Origin of the sequence: Pseudomonas sp. GD04058, assembly GCF_029836855.1 — a bacterium.
Taxonomy (GTDB): Bacteria; Pseudomonadota; Gammaproteobacteria; order Pseudomonadales; family Pseudomonadaceae; genus Aquipseudomonas; species Aquipseudomonas bharatica.
The window spans coordinates 43,798-59,391 of the sequence record NZ_JAOECN010000005.1; the positions used below are offsets into that span (position 1 = coordinate 43,798).

Consider the following 15,594-nt stretch of genomic DNA (forward strand, 5'->3'; position numbering starts at 1 on the left):
TCCGGACATCACCATGCACGACATTCAAGCCCTGATGGACCAACACGACGCCACCGGCCTGGCCGGTCTGATCCATGATCGAGAGATCAGCCGCGAGGAACTGCTGGAGGCTGCCATAGCCCGCCTCGAACAGGTCGAACCGCAACTCAACGCTGTCGCCGAAAGGCTCTATGACAGCGCCCGCTGCGCAGCCCCCGTGGACGGAGCGTTCTCTGGCGTGCCGACCCTGGTCAAGGACCTGTTCTCGCCCCTGCGCGAGGCGCGGATGAGCAACGGCTCCCTGGCGCTGGGCGAAGCGCGCCCGGGTCTCGACGATGCGCTGGTCGGCCGCCTGCGCGAGGCCGGTTGCCAGTTTATCGGGACCAGCACCTCGCCAGAGTTCGGCACGTCCTACACCACCGAATCGACCCGTTTCGGCGCCACCCGCAATCCGTGGGATACCCGGCGCAGCGCCGGCGGCTCCAGTGGCGGTGCGGCAGCGCTGGTCGCGGCGCGGGTGGTGCCCTTCGCCCATGGCAACGATGGCGGCGGCTCGTTGCGCGTGCCGGCCTCCTGCTGCGGCGTGTTCGGGCTCAAGCCCAGTCGCGGGCGCATGCCCAGCGGTCCGCTGGTGGGTGAAGGCTGGGCCGGGATGGGCACACCCCATGCGATCACCCTGTCGGTGCGCGACAGCGCCGCCTTGCTGGATATCACCGCCGGCGCGGATCTCGGCGCGCCTTATGCCGCGCCCTGGCAGGACATGCCCTTCGTCGACACCCTGCACCAGCCGCTGCGGCCGTTGCGCATCGCCCTGGTGGAGCACCTGGCACCCTGGACCAGCAGCCCGCAAGCCCTGGCGGCGGTACGGCATGCCGCGCGCTTGTGCGAATCACTCGGCCATAGGGTCGAACCGGCGCAGTTGCCGGTGCAGCCCCTGGCGTTTCTCGACCAGGTGTTCGATGTGATCGGGGCCAGTACCCGCAGCTATGTCGACCTGCTGGGTGAGCTGCGCGGCCGGCCCGTGGCGCTGGAAGAACTGGAGCCGCGAACGCGGATCATCCTGCGGGAAAAAGGCGGGATCAGTGGTGCGCAGTATTCGGCGGCGGTGGCAGGGATTCATGCGCTGGGGCGGCAGCTTGCCGGCTTTCTGCAGGACTACGACCTGATCCTGACGCCGACCTTGACCCGCGAGCCGCCGCTGATCGGCAGTCTCGACCGCTTCGACGACAGCCTCGATCTCGCCACCTTGATCGATGACTTCCACAGCTATTCGCCGTTCACCGCGCTGTTCAATGCCAGCGGCCAGCCGGCGATGTCGGTGCCGCTGTACTGGACGCCGGAAGGATTGCCGATCGGGGCGCATTTTGCCGGGCGCTTTGCCGAGGAAGGGACATTGCTGGGGCTGGCGGCGCAGTTGGAGCGTGTACAGCCGTGGCGTGACAGGGTACCGCTGGTCAACGCCCGGGAGATTGCAGGCTGGTAACGAGGATGGGCAATCACTACCATCGCGGGCCTGTTCCTTGAGTCCGCATCCATGCACTTCACCTCAAGCACCCGCAAGAACCTTGCCCGCTGGCTGCTGCGCGTTGTCGCCGACCGCAGCCTGCCCCGGCGCGAGATGCGCCAGCCCTTGCACATCGTGGTTCCGCGCTGGGATGCCAAGCTGGGCGATGCCATCGTCTCGTCGTTCTTCTTCCGCGAGGCACGCAAGCTGGGGGCACGTGTCACGGTGCTGACGGTGGCGGAACTGGTGGATCTGCACCGCATCGATCTCGGCGTCGAGCGAGTCATCACGATAGAGGCAAAGCCCTCGCTCAGGCGACTTGTGGCCCTGGCGCGGGAACTCGGCCCCGTGGATGCCCTTGTGCACCTGGTCGAACGTATCCAGCCGGCGGAGCTGCTGTTCATCCGCCTGCTGCAACCGGTCCGGGTCTACTCGCTGGATGACCCGCTGCGTTGCGTCAACCGCAAGCTGGGTAGCGCCACTGCGCAGTTGCCGGTAGCCGAGCGTTTCGCCCGGGTCCTGGCCGACCTGGGTGCTTGCGGGATCGACCGGCGCTACGTCGTGCCGCTGCCAAAGCGGCCGGTTGATGACGGTAGTGTGCGGGTGTTGTTCAATCCCTATGCCAGCCGTGCAGACAAGAGCCTCGGCTTCGACAGGGCGCTGGCGCTGGCACGAGCCCTGGCCGACGCCTGGCCGGACGTTGCCATCGGCATCCTGTGCAGTCCGCAAACCCGTACCGAGGCGGCGCGGTTGGCTGATGCCGTCGCGTGCTGCAGGGTACGGGCAATGATCGAACTCGATACCCCGCAGCTTGTCGCCGGCGCGATCCAGCAGGCGCTCGCAGTCGTGAGCGTCGATACTGCGATCGTGCACATTGCGGTGGGCCTGCAGGTGCCGCTGGTGGCGATCTATCCGTTGACGGGAGATGCCTTCAATCCGTGGTTGCCACCCGGGTCGCCTTTGGTCCGGGTGGTCTTCAGCCGCCAGGACCCCGGACATTACCAGCGTAGCGGACGCAAGGACATGAATGCGTTCAGCGATGCCGAGGTACTCGGCAGCCTGGCTGCGATAATGCCCCAGGTGACCATTACCCCAGCCCCTCGCTCTCTCCCAACCAATAACCACGGTCCTTCTCGATATGCAGGAACAACCGGGCCAGCAGGGTCCCGCCATCGAGAAACTCCTCCACTGACTGCTCCTTCACCGCCGTGCGCTTGAACCAGGTGTTGTAAAGCTTGAGCGCACTCACATCCCGGCGCAGGAAGTCTTCCACTGCGATGTCCGTGCGCCGCATTACTTCGCACCCGGCGAAGTTGTACAGCGGCCGGTATCCCGGATCGAACAGGCTTGCAGGAATCGGCACCAGCGCCTGCGGATGCCGGGCAACGATGTCCTTGATCCCGCCCGGATTGCCCCAGGCGTGGATCTGCCGCGCCAGCCCGGCACCCAGCGCCTCGGCCAGCAGCGGATTGCCCGGTCGCGCAGCGAACAGGCATTCGCTGTGCCAGTGCAGGCGCCTGCCCAGGCCGCGAGGGAACAAAACCGGGGTGGGATCGCGCAACAGCAGGCTGTCGGCATCGATCCACACACCACCGTGTTCATGCACATAAGCCATGCGGATGAAGTCGCTTTTCGCCACGATGGCCTCGATGCCCTTGTCCATGCTGAAGGCCAGCGGCTCGAAGCCCCAGGTGCGAGACAGGATCGCCGGGTCGACCCGTTGCTGAACGCTGTCCGGGTTCAGCAAGGTGAAGCGCTCGCCCAACGCGCGTCGAAGGGACACCAGGGCCAGCGCGATCCACGGCGGCATGCACTGCCCGACGGCTGTTTCCCAATAGCTGACGTAGTTCAACGACATGACATGCCGTTGGCGTCCAACGCGCCCGCTTCGGTGAGATAGTGCCGCAGCAACAGCAACGATGGCCGGCACTCGGCCTGGCGCAGGAACTCGTTGCCCAGCGCGGCCTTGTACAGGCGCAGCCAGGCGCCAACCGGCACCCTTGGCAGGAACGCCGGCAACTGCGGGTAGTTGCTGGCCGAGAACAGCAAGCGCAGGGTGCGCAGGATCGGCTGGTAGTCCGGGTTGCCCAGCAGGCGGACCAGGTTGTCATCCAGGCAACGGCTGATGACCTGCATGTTCAGGCGCTCCTCGACGGTGGCGTCGCGCAGGGCGACACGCGGGTCGATGGCCACCGGGTACAGCGCCTGGAAAGAGCGGGCGCCGGCCAGCAGGGATTCGCGCAGGACCTTGTCGGCGGTCGAGCCCGTCACCAGTACATCGTCGCCGAAGATCACATGCACCCCGCTCCAGCGGTAGAAATTCTCCGCCGGGATCACATGGTCCTGCACCAGGTTGACCCGCTCGCGCTCCTCGGTGCTCAGGCTCGCGTAGTTCTCGCAGGGCGGCGCGATGCGCGGCAACTTGACGTTGATCACGGTGGGCAAGTCCCGGTGCGCCAACTGCAGGTTGATCTCCTCCACCACCAGGTCGTAGAGCACGTTGGCCGTGGACGGCACATTGCGCCAGCCGGTGGTCATCAACACCACGTTTTCATCCTCGGCCCGTGCCTGGTGGAACAGCCGTGACCAATGCGAGCCAGGGTCGTCAAGCTGCTGCGTCAGGTAGTCGATCAGCAGGTCGGCCAGGTGGCGGATATCGGCCAGGCTGCCGTACTTGGCACGGCTGTAGATGGCCGCCAGCGGCGCCGCATCCTCGCCGCTGGCCATGTGCCGGAAGCCACCCGCGCTATCAGGACCCAGGTAGTTCAGGGCATGGCCGCCGAACACCGCGACATAGCCGTCCATATCGATCAGGCCCTGCTCCAGCAAGTCGCTGGCGAAGGCCCGCAAGCCGCCATTGACATCATGCGGGCTGGGCCAGACCAGGGCTTCTTCGTAACGCGCCAGTTTTTCGCGGGCTGGCGCGGCTGCGAAGGTTTTCCAGTCGTTTACGGGATGAGTCACAGGACAGTCCTTGTTCCGGTGGCAGGCGCCGGGTTGAAAAAATCCAGGGGCAGGTCGATGCGTCGCCGCCCTTCGAAATAACAGACGCGCTCCAGCCCCAGGGGCCGCAGTTCATCCAGCAATGGGCGGATACCAGCCCCGGCGTCTGCCGGATCATGGGCATCGGAGCCAATGGTGAAGGCTGCGCCGCTGGCAATCAGTTGCGGTAGGATCCCACGTGACGGGTAGTTCCACACACCCTGCACCTCCGTGCTCGAACCCGGCGCCAGGCTGGACTTGCGCAGGCCCGAGGCATTCAGCTCATAGGCCACGCCATGCCTGGCGAACAGCGGCAGCAACGGCTCCATGCGGCGCTGCACCTCGTCCTCGGGCACTGCACGCAGAAGCGTGTCGGCATGCCCCACGGCATCGAATAGCCCGCATTCCAGCAGCTCGTGCAAGTGCGCGAAATAGCGGTCGAGAAAGGCCTTGCCGGCCAGCCGTGGCAATTCCCAGACCTTGGCCAAAGGCTCTCCGGGCAACTCGACGTAGTGGATCGAGCCGATGGCGAAGTCCAGGTCGTAGCGATCCAGCAGGCCGCGGTTATAGGCCTGCGCACCCGGCATATGGTCGAACTCCAGGCCGCGCAGGATGCGGATCTGCCCCTGGTAAGCCTGGCGCGCCCGCTCGATATCGGCGAAATAGCGGTCCAGTTCGGACTCCAGCAAGCGGTTGTCGCGGTCAACCGTGAACGGCGCATGGTCGGTGATGGTAAGGATCTTCACCCCGGCAGCAATGGAGGCGCGCACCAGTTCATCCACGGTGCCCACGGCGTGCTTGGAGTAGAACGTGTGGCTATGGGAGTCGATCATGCGGGCACCATGCGTTCCAGAAGGCCATCGTGGTGGGCCAGCTCCCTCACCAGCCAGTACGGGTTGTTCGCCTTGCGCAGGATGGCGTGTACCGGTTCCAGACCGTCGAGCCGCGCCAGCAGTTCCTTCAGCGGCTGGCTGTACAGCGCCCGGACCAATGGCGTTTCGCGGATATGGGTGGCCAGGTGCTCCCAGCGGATCCGGTCGAAATGGATATTGCCCAGGCGCTGGTGCTCGATGCCATACAGGTACACATCGCCGTTGGGCTTCACCGTCAGGTCCATGCCGTTGGCCTGGGGCGGCGGATTGAGGCTGCCGAGGGTGAAGCGCTTGTTGACCTTGGCCTCGATGGCCTCGATGTAGCCGTGCAGGTCCAGGTAACCGGGCGGCGTGTCCGCCGCTGGATGGACCAGGTTCTTGTAGTCGATGCCGAAACGCAGCTCGCCAACCTGCAGCACATCCTCCAGCTCGTTGCGCGAAACCACGGTTGCCTCGAGCCCCCAGCGGGCCAGCTCGTCCACCAGGAAGTCGCGGGTGAAGCGGCGATCGGTGTCGATCGAGCGGAACGAAAAGCTCAGTCCGGCCGGCTGCTGCTTGCGCAGGTAATCGAGGCTGAAACCATGGGCCCGCCATTTGACCTGGGCGATGTGGTGGCTGTCCGAGCTGAGGCGGATATTGCAAGTGTCGCCGTTGCCGACCACGATGCGATTGGTAGTGTCGTAGAACGCCGCCATCCTGTCGTGGGGGAAGAAGCCGCTGGTGATGAATTCGAAGGCTTTGCCGCCCTCGGAAAGTTCGAGGATCTCGTGGAAGACCCGGGCGTTGTTCAATGGCTCGCCCTCGCCGCTGATGGAGATGCGCTTGACCTCGGGCGCATTGATCAACGCCGCAAGGTTGCTCCGGGCCAGGGTCGACAACTCCATGCTCATGCCCGATCTGTGCTTGTCGGCATACATGCAGAAAGCGCAGCCAATCCCGCAAATCTGGGTGATATCGATGTACAGCAGGTGTCCTTGCAGATCCATCTTGTCTGACTCGTTAGGGCCTGCGGCTGGCGCAGGCGGGATGATGAGGGAATTCAGCAAGGCACCAGCACCTGGAGCTGCGGGACCTGCACCGAGTCACGGTGCAGCAGTGCATGCAGCACCCGCTGCTCGCGGACGACCGCCATGTCGGGAAACTCGCCGAAGTGGTCGTTGCTGATGACGTAGGTCTCGGCATCGAACTCGGCCGCTGCCAGGACCGGATGGTCCGCACCGACCGTGCGTGGCATGACCAGCACCCGAGCCTGAGGAAAAGCCGACTGCAACGCGCTGTCAGTAAGGCCGAGCTGGCTACGGATGCCCGGGTCGAACACCAGGGTGACACCGTAGTTCAAGGCCAGTCGGGGAATCAGCGCGCGCAGCGCATCCAGCCCGATGAAACGCTGCTTGCCGCCCTCTTCGTTGAAGTAGCAAAGGTTGTTGCCATCCACCACCAGGTTGCGGATTTCGTTGTCCAGCAGACGGACGATATCGCGCAGGCGGCGCTTGAGCTTTTCTTCGTCGCGCAACAGCTTTCGCTGCTGGCCCTGGCGATCCCTGAGGACCCGGTCCGGGCTGCCCTGACCATTGCCGAAGCGCTCCTCGCAGCGGGCATGAATAATGGCCCGCTCGCGCCCTGTTGCCGCATTGGCCAGCGCATCGATATAGCACTCGGCATCGACGATATCGGTTTCCAGGGCCTGCAACTGGTCATGGGCGGTTTTCCAGTAGCGGAACACTTCGCCCGCCGCCGCTTCCCAGCGTTCGCTGGCCTGACGGACCTCTTCGCTAACACCCTGCAGGCGATGCAGTTCCTCGCTCATCAGGACGATCGTGGATCTGGCCTGCAGCGAATCGAATGCACGGTAGCGCTGCAGATCGGCCAGCAAGCGCAGCTCCAGGCGCTCGCTGTCGTCCAGGCCGCTGGCCAGGCCTTTGCGTCGCTGCTCCAGCTGGCGCAGGCGAACCTCCACCGTGTCGACCTGGCGCTTGGCAACGCTACGCTCGCTGGAGAACCAGTGCAGCGGCGACCAGCCCGCCTCTGCGGTACCGCGGGCCTGGGTCAGCTCACTGCGGGCGGCGCTCAGGCCGGCCTCGACCTGGGCGAGTTGCTCGCGCAGCACCTGTCCGTCGCGCTGCACCTTGGCCAGGCGGGAATGATTGGTTTCCTGGTCGAAGCTGTCGAACCAGTCGATCTCGGCCTGCAGGTGCTGGATATTCGAGGCTTTCTGCTCGGCCTCGCGCTTGAGGGAAGCCAGGCGCTGGGCATGATGGTTTTTGTACATGATCGTCACTCCTGTTCGATCCGTTGGCTCAGGACGCGGGCTGCGCGGCGCACTTGCCCGAGGCATGCACGGCCTTGGCCGCCAGGTTCAGGGCGACCACCGTCGCTGCGCCGGCGGCGAAGCAGATGACATTGGTCAGGAGAAACTCAAGCGGGGAAATCACCGGGTTCATAGTCAGGCTCCTTGCTGTTGATCGCGGTATCAGGCGCCCAGGCGCATACCGCATTTGCCGCAGAAATTGGCATCGGTCGCGACCTCCGCGTGGCAGCCGGGACAGGTGGACTTGAGCATCATCTTCTGGCGCATATGGCCGATCTGGATCACGCAGGGCACGGTGACCCGGTAGGCCGGGCTGGCCAGGTCGAAGGCGGTCCAGATGCCGGTGATGGCCCAGCCGAGCGGGCCGGCCAGTACCGCCAGACCGCGCCCCAGGGTACTGGAGCCGGCCAGCATCACGCCGCGTCCGAGGAGGCTGGTCATGGTCGCGCTGGCCACCACCGCCGCCAGGTTGTAGGAGGCCACGCCCGAGCTGCCCAGCGACGCGAGTCCGGCTGCCAGGGCTGCTGGCCCCATGCCGGGGCGGTAGCTCATGCCACCGAGGGACTCGAACAGGGTGCTGCGGTCCTGCTCGCTCATTTTTTCCAGGGACTGTGCGAAAACCTTGGTAATGACCGCCATCTCCATTTCCGCGCAGGAGGTTTTCGCCTTGGCCTCGGCCCCCACGTGGCCGGCCACGTCGGACAGCAGTTCGCGGTAGGCCACGCCACTGCCGCCGCGGAACAGGTTGACCAGCGAGTTGCCGCCAAAGCGGGTAAGCTCCTCGGCCAGGATCCCCCGAGCGGTTTCGTCGGCACCGCATTCCTTGGCGGCGGTCAGTTGTCGACACACCGACGAGGACAGGGAAATCCGGCCCTTGCCGCTATCGGTGATTACATCGATCAGCAGGCCGACATCGTCGCTGCTGGCACTCATCAAGACATCGGCAAGATCGGGATCGTGGATGATCGGCATTGTCGGGTTCCTCAGGATTGCGGGGTGCAGGAAGGGTCGTGCGGAGTGTTCTGGCCGACCAACGCACCGGCGATGGCGGCCAGGACCTTGCGTGTAGCGGGATTCGATATTTCGCGCAGCATCAGGGCATCGAGCGTGTGGCTGGCGCGTCGGCGCCACTCGTCGCGGGCCAAAAGACGGGCAACTTCCGGTGAGGCGCCAAGGCCCCAGGGGCGCTGGTCAGGATGGACCTTGCACTCGCGCAGGACCTTGACCACCGGATTGCTCGCCTGCAAACGCTCTTCTTCCTCGAGCTTGTGGGCCGCAGCCAGGTAGTACTCGCTGTTGCTCACGGCATTGGCCAGAAGCGACCAGTCCTGGGGACGCATCAGCAGAAAAGCCGGCGGTACGCCCAGGGCCTCGGCGAGCCGGTCGAGGGTATCGAGGTCCGGGTTGGCCGCAGGGGTTTTCAGGGCGCGGAGCGTGCTGCGGGCGATTCCGGTATCGCGTTGCATCTGTACCGAGGAAAACGGACCGGGAGCATCGGGGTCACGCTCGGTCTCGCGCTGCGCGCCGGCCACGGCGAGCACGGCGGACAGGTTGCGACTGAAGTATTGGCCCAGGGAATCAGGTGGGAGTTTTGAGTTGCCGGTGTTCATCGCCATCATCTCGCCATTAGATGGTGGCACTTTAACCGCGAGCGGCCCTATTCGATAAACAAAATGGATCACATGCACTCCATGCTATTAATTGACTGGAGCTCGCATGATCCACCCTATAGTTCAGTCAACGGCCAGAGCCCGATCCACCAGCACCTGCAGCCTGTTCCGGGAGCAGCGCTCGACCCGTGCCTCGACCCCGTAGACACGGGCCAGTATTCCCGGCTCCAGTACCTCCTGGGGTGTTCCACAGGCGACCACCTGTCCCTGATGCAGCACCACCAGCCAGTCGGCATGACTCGCTGCCAGGTTGATGTCGTGCAGTACGGCCACTGCCAGCAACCGACGCTCCAGGACCCGCTCGCGCACGGCATCCATCACCCGCAATTGGTAATGCAGGTCCAATGCACTGGTCGGCTCGTCCAGCAGCAATACCCGAGGGTTGCGCGCCAGCAATTGGGCCAGGGCGACCAACTGACGCTGCCCGCCGGAAAGACTGTCCAGGGGATACTCCGCCAGGTGCTCGATGCCCAGTCGCCGCAACGCCTCGTAGGCAGTGCCGAGCAGGTCCTCGCTGCCACTGACGCGCAATGCGGCGACGATGCTCTCCAGCACTCCCAGGGCGATCCCCGGCGGCAGTTGTTGTGGCATGTAGGCCAGGCGCCGGGACCGCTCGGCGAAGCTCAGTCGCGAGACGTCCTCGCCCTCCAGGCTGACCCGCCCCTTCATCCGCTCCAGTCCGGCGAGGGCCCGCAGCAAAGTGGATTTCCCCGCGCCATTGGGCCCGATCAGCGCGACCAGGCTGCCGGCGGGCAGGTCCGGCAGGCTCAGGTCGCGGATGACCGAACGGGCGCCATAGGCGACGGACAGTGTGTCGATCGACAAGCTCACGGTTTTCTCCCCCGACGGAACACCAACACCACGAATACCGGTACGCCGACCAATGCCGTGACAATGCCCACCGGCACGATGACGCCGGGCAGGATCAGCTTGCTGGCAATGGACGACAGCGATAGCAGCAAGGCACCGACAAGGGCACTGGCCGGCAGCAGGAAACGCTGGTCTTCACCCACCAGCAGGCGGGCGATGTGGGGCCCGACCAGACCGATGAAACCGATGGTGCCGACGAAGGCCACGGCCGTGGCCGAGAGCAGGCTGATACGCAACAGCGAGGCGAGACGCAGACGCCTGGTATCGACGCCGAAACTGCGCGCCCGGTCCTCGCCCAGGCGCAACAGGGTCAGGGCCGGTGCGGCGCGCAGGGAAAACGGCAGGAGCACGGCCAGTACCACGGCCAGGATGCCCAGTTTTTGCCAATCGGCCCGTGCCAGGCTGCCGAGGGTCCAGAACACCAGTTGTTGCAGCACGTCCTCGGTAGCCAGCAGTTGCAGCAGCGAGACCAGCGCATTGCAACTGAACACCAGGGCAATACCGAACAGCACCAGGCTCTCCACCCCTGCCCCGCGCAAACGGGCCATGGCCTGCAACAGCAGCACCGAAAGGCAGGCAAAGACGAAGGCCATGACCGTGATCTGCACGCTCGGCTCGATCCAGGCAACACCCAGCGGATAGGCGATCGCCAGCGACGCGCCCAGCGCTGCGGACGAAGACACCCCGAGGGTAAAGGGACTGGCCAGCGGATTATCGAGGATCGCCTGCATCTCGGCACCGGCCAGGGCCAGCGCGGCGCCCACCAGCACTGCCATCAGCGAATATGGCAGGCGTACGTTCCAGATGATCACCCGGTCGGTGGCGCTGAGCATCGACGGGGTGAAGATCCCCTCGAGCAAGCGCCCCAGGCCCATGCCCGAGGCGCCGCTGGCCAGGTCACCAAGGACCGACAGGCCGAGCAACAGGGCCAGACCGATCACCAACCCGGCCCGCCGCCACAGCAGACGACGGTAGCGCTGGGTGGCCAGGGCCACCCCCGCCTGTGCCATGGCGGTCATTGGGCGTCGATCCAGTACTGACCATCCAGGCCGACCTTCAGCAGTCCATTGATTTCGGCCATGGTCGCCCGGGGGTCCAGGTCGGCGAACTGCTGCGGGTGGATCCAGCGTGCCAGGGCTTCCACCGCGAGGATATTGAACGGCGAGTTATAGAAGTCATGCCACAGGCCATGGGCCTGGCCGGCCTGGATCGGGCGCAACGGCGCGAACTCGGGACGTGCGGTGATCTTCGCAAGGCTGTCGCGGGCGGTCTGCTCGCTCACACCTGCGCCCAGCAGCACGCCGGGGGCGCGGTTGCCGGTGGCGATATACACGTCCGGGTCGGCCTTGAGCACGTACTCGACGCTGACATCCCCCAGCGCGCCGGGAACCACGGCGGCACCAATGTTATGTCCGCCGACGGCCTCGACCACGCTGCCCAGGCCACTCTTGCCGGTGGTATGCCCCGGTGCCTGCCAGACACCCGGCAGCAGTTCCAGGAAGACCCTGGGCCGTTGCATGTCATTGAAGGCCGCCACGCGCTCGGTGATCTTCGCCAGATGGCGATCATAAAGGCTCAGGTATTGCCGGGCCTGGGCTTCGCGGCCGAGCAAGGTACCCAGCGCTTCCAGGCTGACCCGGGTATTGCGGATCGGGTGCACGCGGAAATCGATGAACAGCACCGGGATCCCGGCCTTTTCCAGCAGGTCGGCCACCGGGCTGTGCTGGGTCGGGCCTTCGCCGGCGATGCTGAAGATCGCCAGGTCGGGTTTCAGGGCCAGGATCTGCTCGGCGCTGACGCTCTGTTCAGAGGCCTGGCCAATCAAAGGCAGCTTGGTGATCTGCGGGTACAGCTTGGCGTAGACCTCGTAGGTGTGCGGGTCGAGCAGGCGCATATCGTTCTGCCAGCCGACTACGCGCTGGAACGGGTTATCGCGGTCAAGCAAGGCCAGGGCGAAGAACAGCCGGCCCTCGCCGAGGACAATGCGTTGCGGCGCATGCTCGACCTGGACCTTGCGTCCGAGCACGTCGGTGACTTCGACGGCGCTGGCGCTTTGGCACAGGCCGAGAAGCAGGAGCAAGCAGGATAGAAGTCGGATCACGTAAAGCCTCCTCAGTTAAAAACAAAATTCGCCAGGCTCACGCCGCCCCCTGTAGGAGCTGCCTGCGATGGAGCGCGTCAGCGGTCCCAAAACCTGCCACGCCGTATATCTGGATAACTGCGGTCTGGCAGGCGCCGAATCCGTAATCGAACAAGGCGTCGATCCGTGCTGGATGGTTGTGGGACCGCTTCGCGTTCCATCGCAAGCAAGCCAGCTCCTACAGGCGGGTGCGGCGCTTTCAGGTATCGCCCCAGCGGCGCAGCAGGTTGTGGTAGACGCCGGTCAATTCGAGCAGCGAGCCCTGGTCGGCGCCCTGCCCGCTCAGGCGCTGGATCGCCACGTCCATGTCCAGTAGCAGGCTGCGCAGGCTGTCCTCGCGCACCAGGCTTTCGATCCAAAAGAACGCAGCGATGCGCTCGCCACGGGTCACCGGCTCGACCCGGTGCAGGCTGCTGCCCGGGTACAGCACCAGGTGCCCGGCCGGCAGCTTTACGCTGCGCTCGCCAAAGGTGTCGCGGATCACCAACTCGCCGCCGTCGTAGCTGTCCGGCTCGGCCAGGAACAGGGTCGCCGAGAGGTCGGTACGCACCCGTTCGCGCACGCCCTTGATGCCGCGAATGGCGTTGTCGACGTGGAAGCCGAAGCCTTCGCCGCCGCCATAACGGTTGAACAAGGGCGGATAGATGCGCTTGGGCAACGCCGCCGACATGAACAGCGGGTTGTCCGAGAGGCGCCGCAGGATCAGGTCCCCCAGTTGCCGGGCAACCGGGTTGTCCTCGTCGAGCTGGCGATTGCGCTTGGCCTGGGCCGACTGCACGCCAGCGGTGGCCTTGCCGTCGATCCAGGGTTGCGCCAACAGTTGTTGCCGCAGGTCGTCCAGCTCGGCGGCGCTGAACAGCCGGTCGATTTCGATCAGCATCAGAAGCTGTAGTCCACGCTGGCGGTCAGGGTCCGGCCGGCACCCGGTACGCCGTACAGCTGGAAGCCGTCGAGCGAGGCGCCGACGCGGCTGTAGTAGAACTTGTTGAACAGGTTACTGACGTTGAGGTTGACCGTGGTCTGGCTGTCCACCTTGTAGCGCGCGGCCACACTGTGCAGCCAGTAGGACGGGGCCTTCTCGTGGTCCCGGGTGTAAAGGGTGTACACCCCGGACGGGCCATTGGCGTAGCTGCTGTTGTTGTTCAGGCCACCGACATACTTGTTGTCGCTGTAGCGGCGCCGGCCCACATAGTCTGCGCCGTAGCTGACACCGAGCCTGTCGGTGAGCTGGTAGCTGGTCCACAGGTTGGCGGTCAGGTCGGGAACGTTCTTGGCTTCCTCGCCCTTGTTGGCACCCTTGGTCTGGCGGCTCTTCAGCGCCGAGAAGCCGGCGTAGGCCGACCAGCGCGCGGTGATATCGCCTTGCAGACCCAGCTCCACGCCATCGACGCGCTTGGCCGGCAGCGCCCGCACTGGCGAGGTTTCGCCTTCGCTGTATTCCCAACTGTCTTCCAGCTCGGTACGGAAGATCGCGGCAGTCAGGTTCAGGCTGTCATCGAACAGCTCCCACTTGGTCCCGATCTCGTAGGTCCTGGACCTGGCCGGCTTGTAGTCCTCGACGCTGGCCGCGCCGTAGATCTGGTTGTTGGTGGTAGCGCCAATCGCCGAAGGCTGCGCTGCCTCGCTGTAGGACACATAGAGGCTGCCGTTGGGCTGCGGCTTGTAGACCACGCCGGCACGCCCGCCGATGGCGTCGTCGCGGCTGCTGCTGTTACCGGTGGCGCGAGTACTCTCGGCTTCCCAACGGTCGTAACGCAGGGCCAGCAGCAGTTGCCATTGCGGATCGAGGGTCAGGGTGTCGGATGCGTAGATCGCGGCGTTCTTCACCACGCTGCGCGGATCGCCATAACCCTTGTCGGTGTAGGTCGAGGCAAAGTGATGAGCTGGATCGGACAGGTCGAAGAACATCGAGCCATCCGGCACTTCCATGGTCTTGTGCAAGCCGCCGTAGGACTCGCGGTACAGCTCGAGGCCGGTTACCGCATCGTGATGGATGCCGCCGGTATCCAGCTTGAAACGCAGGTCGGTCTGGTTGTCGAAGATCTCGTAGCGCTTGGACAGGCCGAAGTCGCTGCCGCGCAGGATGCCGTAGCCGGTGCCGTTGCTGTTGGCGTATTGGGTGTAGGCGTTGATGCCATTGACCGGGCTCAACGGGCCGAGGCCGACATAACCAAGGCTGGCGCAACGGCTGCCGGTGCAGGTGCGGCTGCCGTCGGCATTGGCAGAGACGAAGCGGGCCGGCGACAGCACCGCCCAGTTGTCGGTCTGCTGCCAGCGCAACTGGTTGCGCAGGGTCACGTCATCGTTGAAGTCGTGTTCGACCAGGCCGGTCAGGGAGCGGGTTTCGGTGCGCTGGGTGTACAGGTCGGAATCGCCGTACCAGGCGTCGCGGGACACGCCAGGCATGCGCTTGCCATCGGTGCCGCGCTGGATCGGCACGCCGCCGTCCGGGGTGTTCTTGTCCTTCTGGTAGAAGGCATCCAGCCAGACCCGGGTGTCGGTACCCAGGCCGAAGCCCACGGACGTGGCGAAGCCCCAGCGTTCGTAGTCCACCTCGTCGCGTTCGGACACGGCGTTGTAGTGCTTCATCAGGTTGACCCGCACCGCCGTGGTCTCGTTGAGTTGCCGATTGACGTCGGCGGTCAGGCGCTTGTACTCGTCGGAGCCAATGCCAGCGGAGAGCTGGCCGGAATCACCGAGGTGGGCGCGCTTGCTCACCAGATTGACGCTGCCGCCCACCGCCGACACGCCGGACTCCACGGAACCGGTGCCCTTGAATACTTCCGCCTGCTCCAGGTTGAAGGTGTCGTTGCGGCTGGACATGCCGGCGTCACGCACACCGTCGACGGTCAAGCTCTGCTCGGCGGCGAAACCGCGGATGGAAAACAGATCCCCCCAGCCAAGGTTGCCCTCACCGGACATGAAGGTGATGCCCGGCACATTGCGCAGGACATCCTGCAGGCTCTGGGCGTTCTGCTCTTCCAGGACAGCCTTGGGCACCACGGTGATGCTTTGTGGCGCATCCAGCAGCGGCGTGGTGATCTTGCTGGAGGTGACTTCATCGACCTTGTAGGCCGATTGCTTGCCGGTGACGTTGGTGGCCGGCAGTTCGAGTGCCAGGTCATCGGCGTGCGCCGCTGGCAGGCAGGTGCTGAACACCAGGCCGACAGCAGGCGCCAGGGTAGCGGGCAAGCGCTGGGAGAGAGCGAAGGACATCGGGGATTTCCTTAAACTGAATCAGTCGCATTTGTATCGGCGGATTCTATCCA

General features: G+C 65.1%; 14 protein-coding genes and 1 pseudogene. 2 read left to right on the plus strand and 13 right to left on the minus strand.

What is annotated here, in order from left to right; translation table 11 throughout:
• Positions 1–13 precede the first annotated feature (13 nt).
• Positions 14–1,462 carry an amidase family protein gene (locus N7650_RS06235; protein ID WP_279897442.1) on the plus strand — a complete coding sequence of 483 codons (1,449 nt, stop codon included), beginning with the start codon at positions 14–16 and terminating at the stop codon, positions 1,460–1,462.
• A 135-nt stretch (positions 1,463–1,597) separates the two neighbouring features.
• A pseudogene (locus N7650_RS06240) lies at positions 1,598–2,422 on the plus strand (glycosyltransferase family 9 protein); the annotation flags it as partial.
• Positions 2,423–2,570: 148 nt separating this feature from the next.
• Here N7650_RS06240 and N7650_RS06245 read toward each other — a convergent pair.
• From N7650_RS06245 to N7650_RS06305, 13 genes are all read right to left on the minus strand, one after another.
• Complete coding sequence (locus tag N7650_RS06245; protein WP_279897444.1) at positions 2,571–3,341, minus strand: glycosyltransferase; 771 nt, start codon at positions 3,339–3,341, stop codon at positions 2,571–2,573.
• Positions 3,332–4,447, minus strand: coding sequence for a hypothetical protein (locus N7650_RS06250; protein ID WP_279897446.1), 1,116 nt, complete (start codon positions 4,445–4,447; stop codon positions 3,332–3,334). The genes N7650_RS06245 and N7650_RS06250 overlap by 10 nt, the downstream gene beginning before the upstream one ends.
• A complete protein-coding gene (locus N7650_RS06255) occupies positions 4,444–5,298 on the minus strand; it encodes a histidinol-phosphatase (protein WP_009408085.1) in 855 nt (284 codons plus the stop codon). Before N7650_RS06255 ends, N7650_RS06250 begins: the two co-directional genes overlap by 4 nt.
• Positions 5,295–6,323 (minus strand): radical SAM protein, encoded by a 1,029-nt coding sequence (locus N7650_RS06260; RefSeq protein ID WP_279897448.1) that lies wholly within the window; start codon positions 6,321–6,323, stop codon positions 5,295–5,297. Before N7650_RS06260 ends, N7650_RS06255 begins: the two co-directional genes overlap by 4 nt.
• 53 nt (positions 6,324–6,376) lie before the next feature.
• Positions 6,377–7,606 carry a hypothetical protein gene (locus N7650_RS06265; protein WP_009408083.1) on the minus strand — a complete coding sequence of 410 codons (1,230 nt, stop codon included), beginning with the start codon at positions 7,604–7,606 and terminating at the stop codon, positions 6,377–6,379.
• A 28-nt stretch (positions 7,607–7,634) separates the two neighbouring features.
• On the minus strand, positions 7,635–7,778 hold the full coding sequence (locus N7650_RS06270; protein ID WP_279897449.1) for a hypothetical protein: 144 nt from the start codon (positions 7,776–7,778) through the stop codon (positions 7,635–7,637).
• Positions 7,779–7,807: 29 nt separating this feature from the next.
• Positions 7,808–8,617 (minus strand): ubiquinol-cytochrome C chaperone family protein, encoded by an 810-nt coding sequence (locus N7650_RS06275; protein ID WP_009408081.1) that lies wholly within the window; start codon positions 8,615–8,617, stop codon positions 7,808–7,810.
• Positions 8,618–8,628: 11 nt separating this feature from the next.
• Positions 8,629–9,255, minus strand: coding sequence for a helix-turn-helix transcriptional regulator (locus tag N7650_RS06280; RefSeq protein WP_279897450.1), 627 nt, complete (start codon positions 9,253–9,255; stop codon positions 8,629–8,631).
• 123 nt (positions 9,256–9,378) lie between these two features.
• Entirely contained in the window at positions 9,379–10,146 is a 768-nt protein-coding gene (locus N7650_RS06285; RefSeq protein ID WP_279897451.1) for an ABC transporter ATP-binding protein, read from the minus strand.
• Positions 10,143–11,204, minus strand: a complete 1,062-nt coding sequence (locus tag N7650_RS06290) for an iron ABC transporter permease (protein WP_009408078.1) — start codon at positions 11,202–11,204, stop codon at positions 10,143–10,145. Before N7650_RS06290 ends, N7650_RS06285 begins: the two co-directional genes overlap by 4 nt.
• Complete coding sequence (locus N7650_RS06295) at positions 11,201–12,286, minus strand: ABC transporter substrate-binding protein (protein WP_009408077.1); 1,086 nt, start codon at positions 12,284–12,286, stop codon at positions 11,201–11,203. The genes N7650_RS06290 and N7650_RS06295 overlap by 4 nt, the downstream gene beginning before the upstream one ends.
• A gap of 238 nt (positions 12,287–12,524) precedes the next feature.
• Positions 12,525–13,205, minus strand: a complete 681-nt coding sequence (locus N7650_RS06300; protein WP_279897453.1) for a Fe2+-dependent dioxygenase — start codon at positions 13,203–13,205, stop codon at positions 12,525–12,527.
• A complete protein-coding gene (locus N7650_RS06305) occupies positions 13,205–15,541 on the minus strand; it encodes a TonB-dependent siderophore receptor (RefSeq protein ID WP_279897455.1) in 2,337 nt (778 codons plus the stop codon). Before N7650_RS06305 ends, N7650_RS06300 begins: the two co-directional genes overlap by 1 nt.
• Positions 15,542–15,594: the final 53 nt, after the last annotated feature.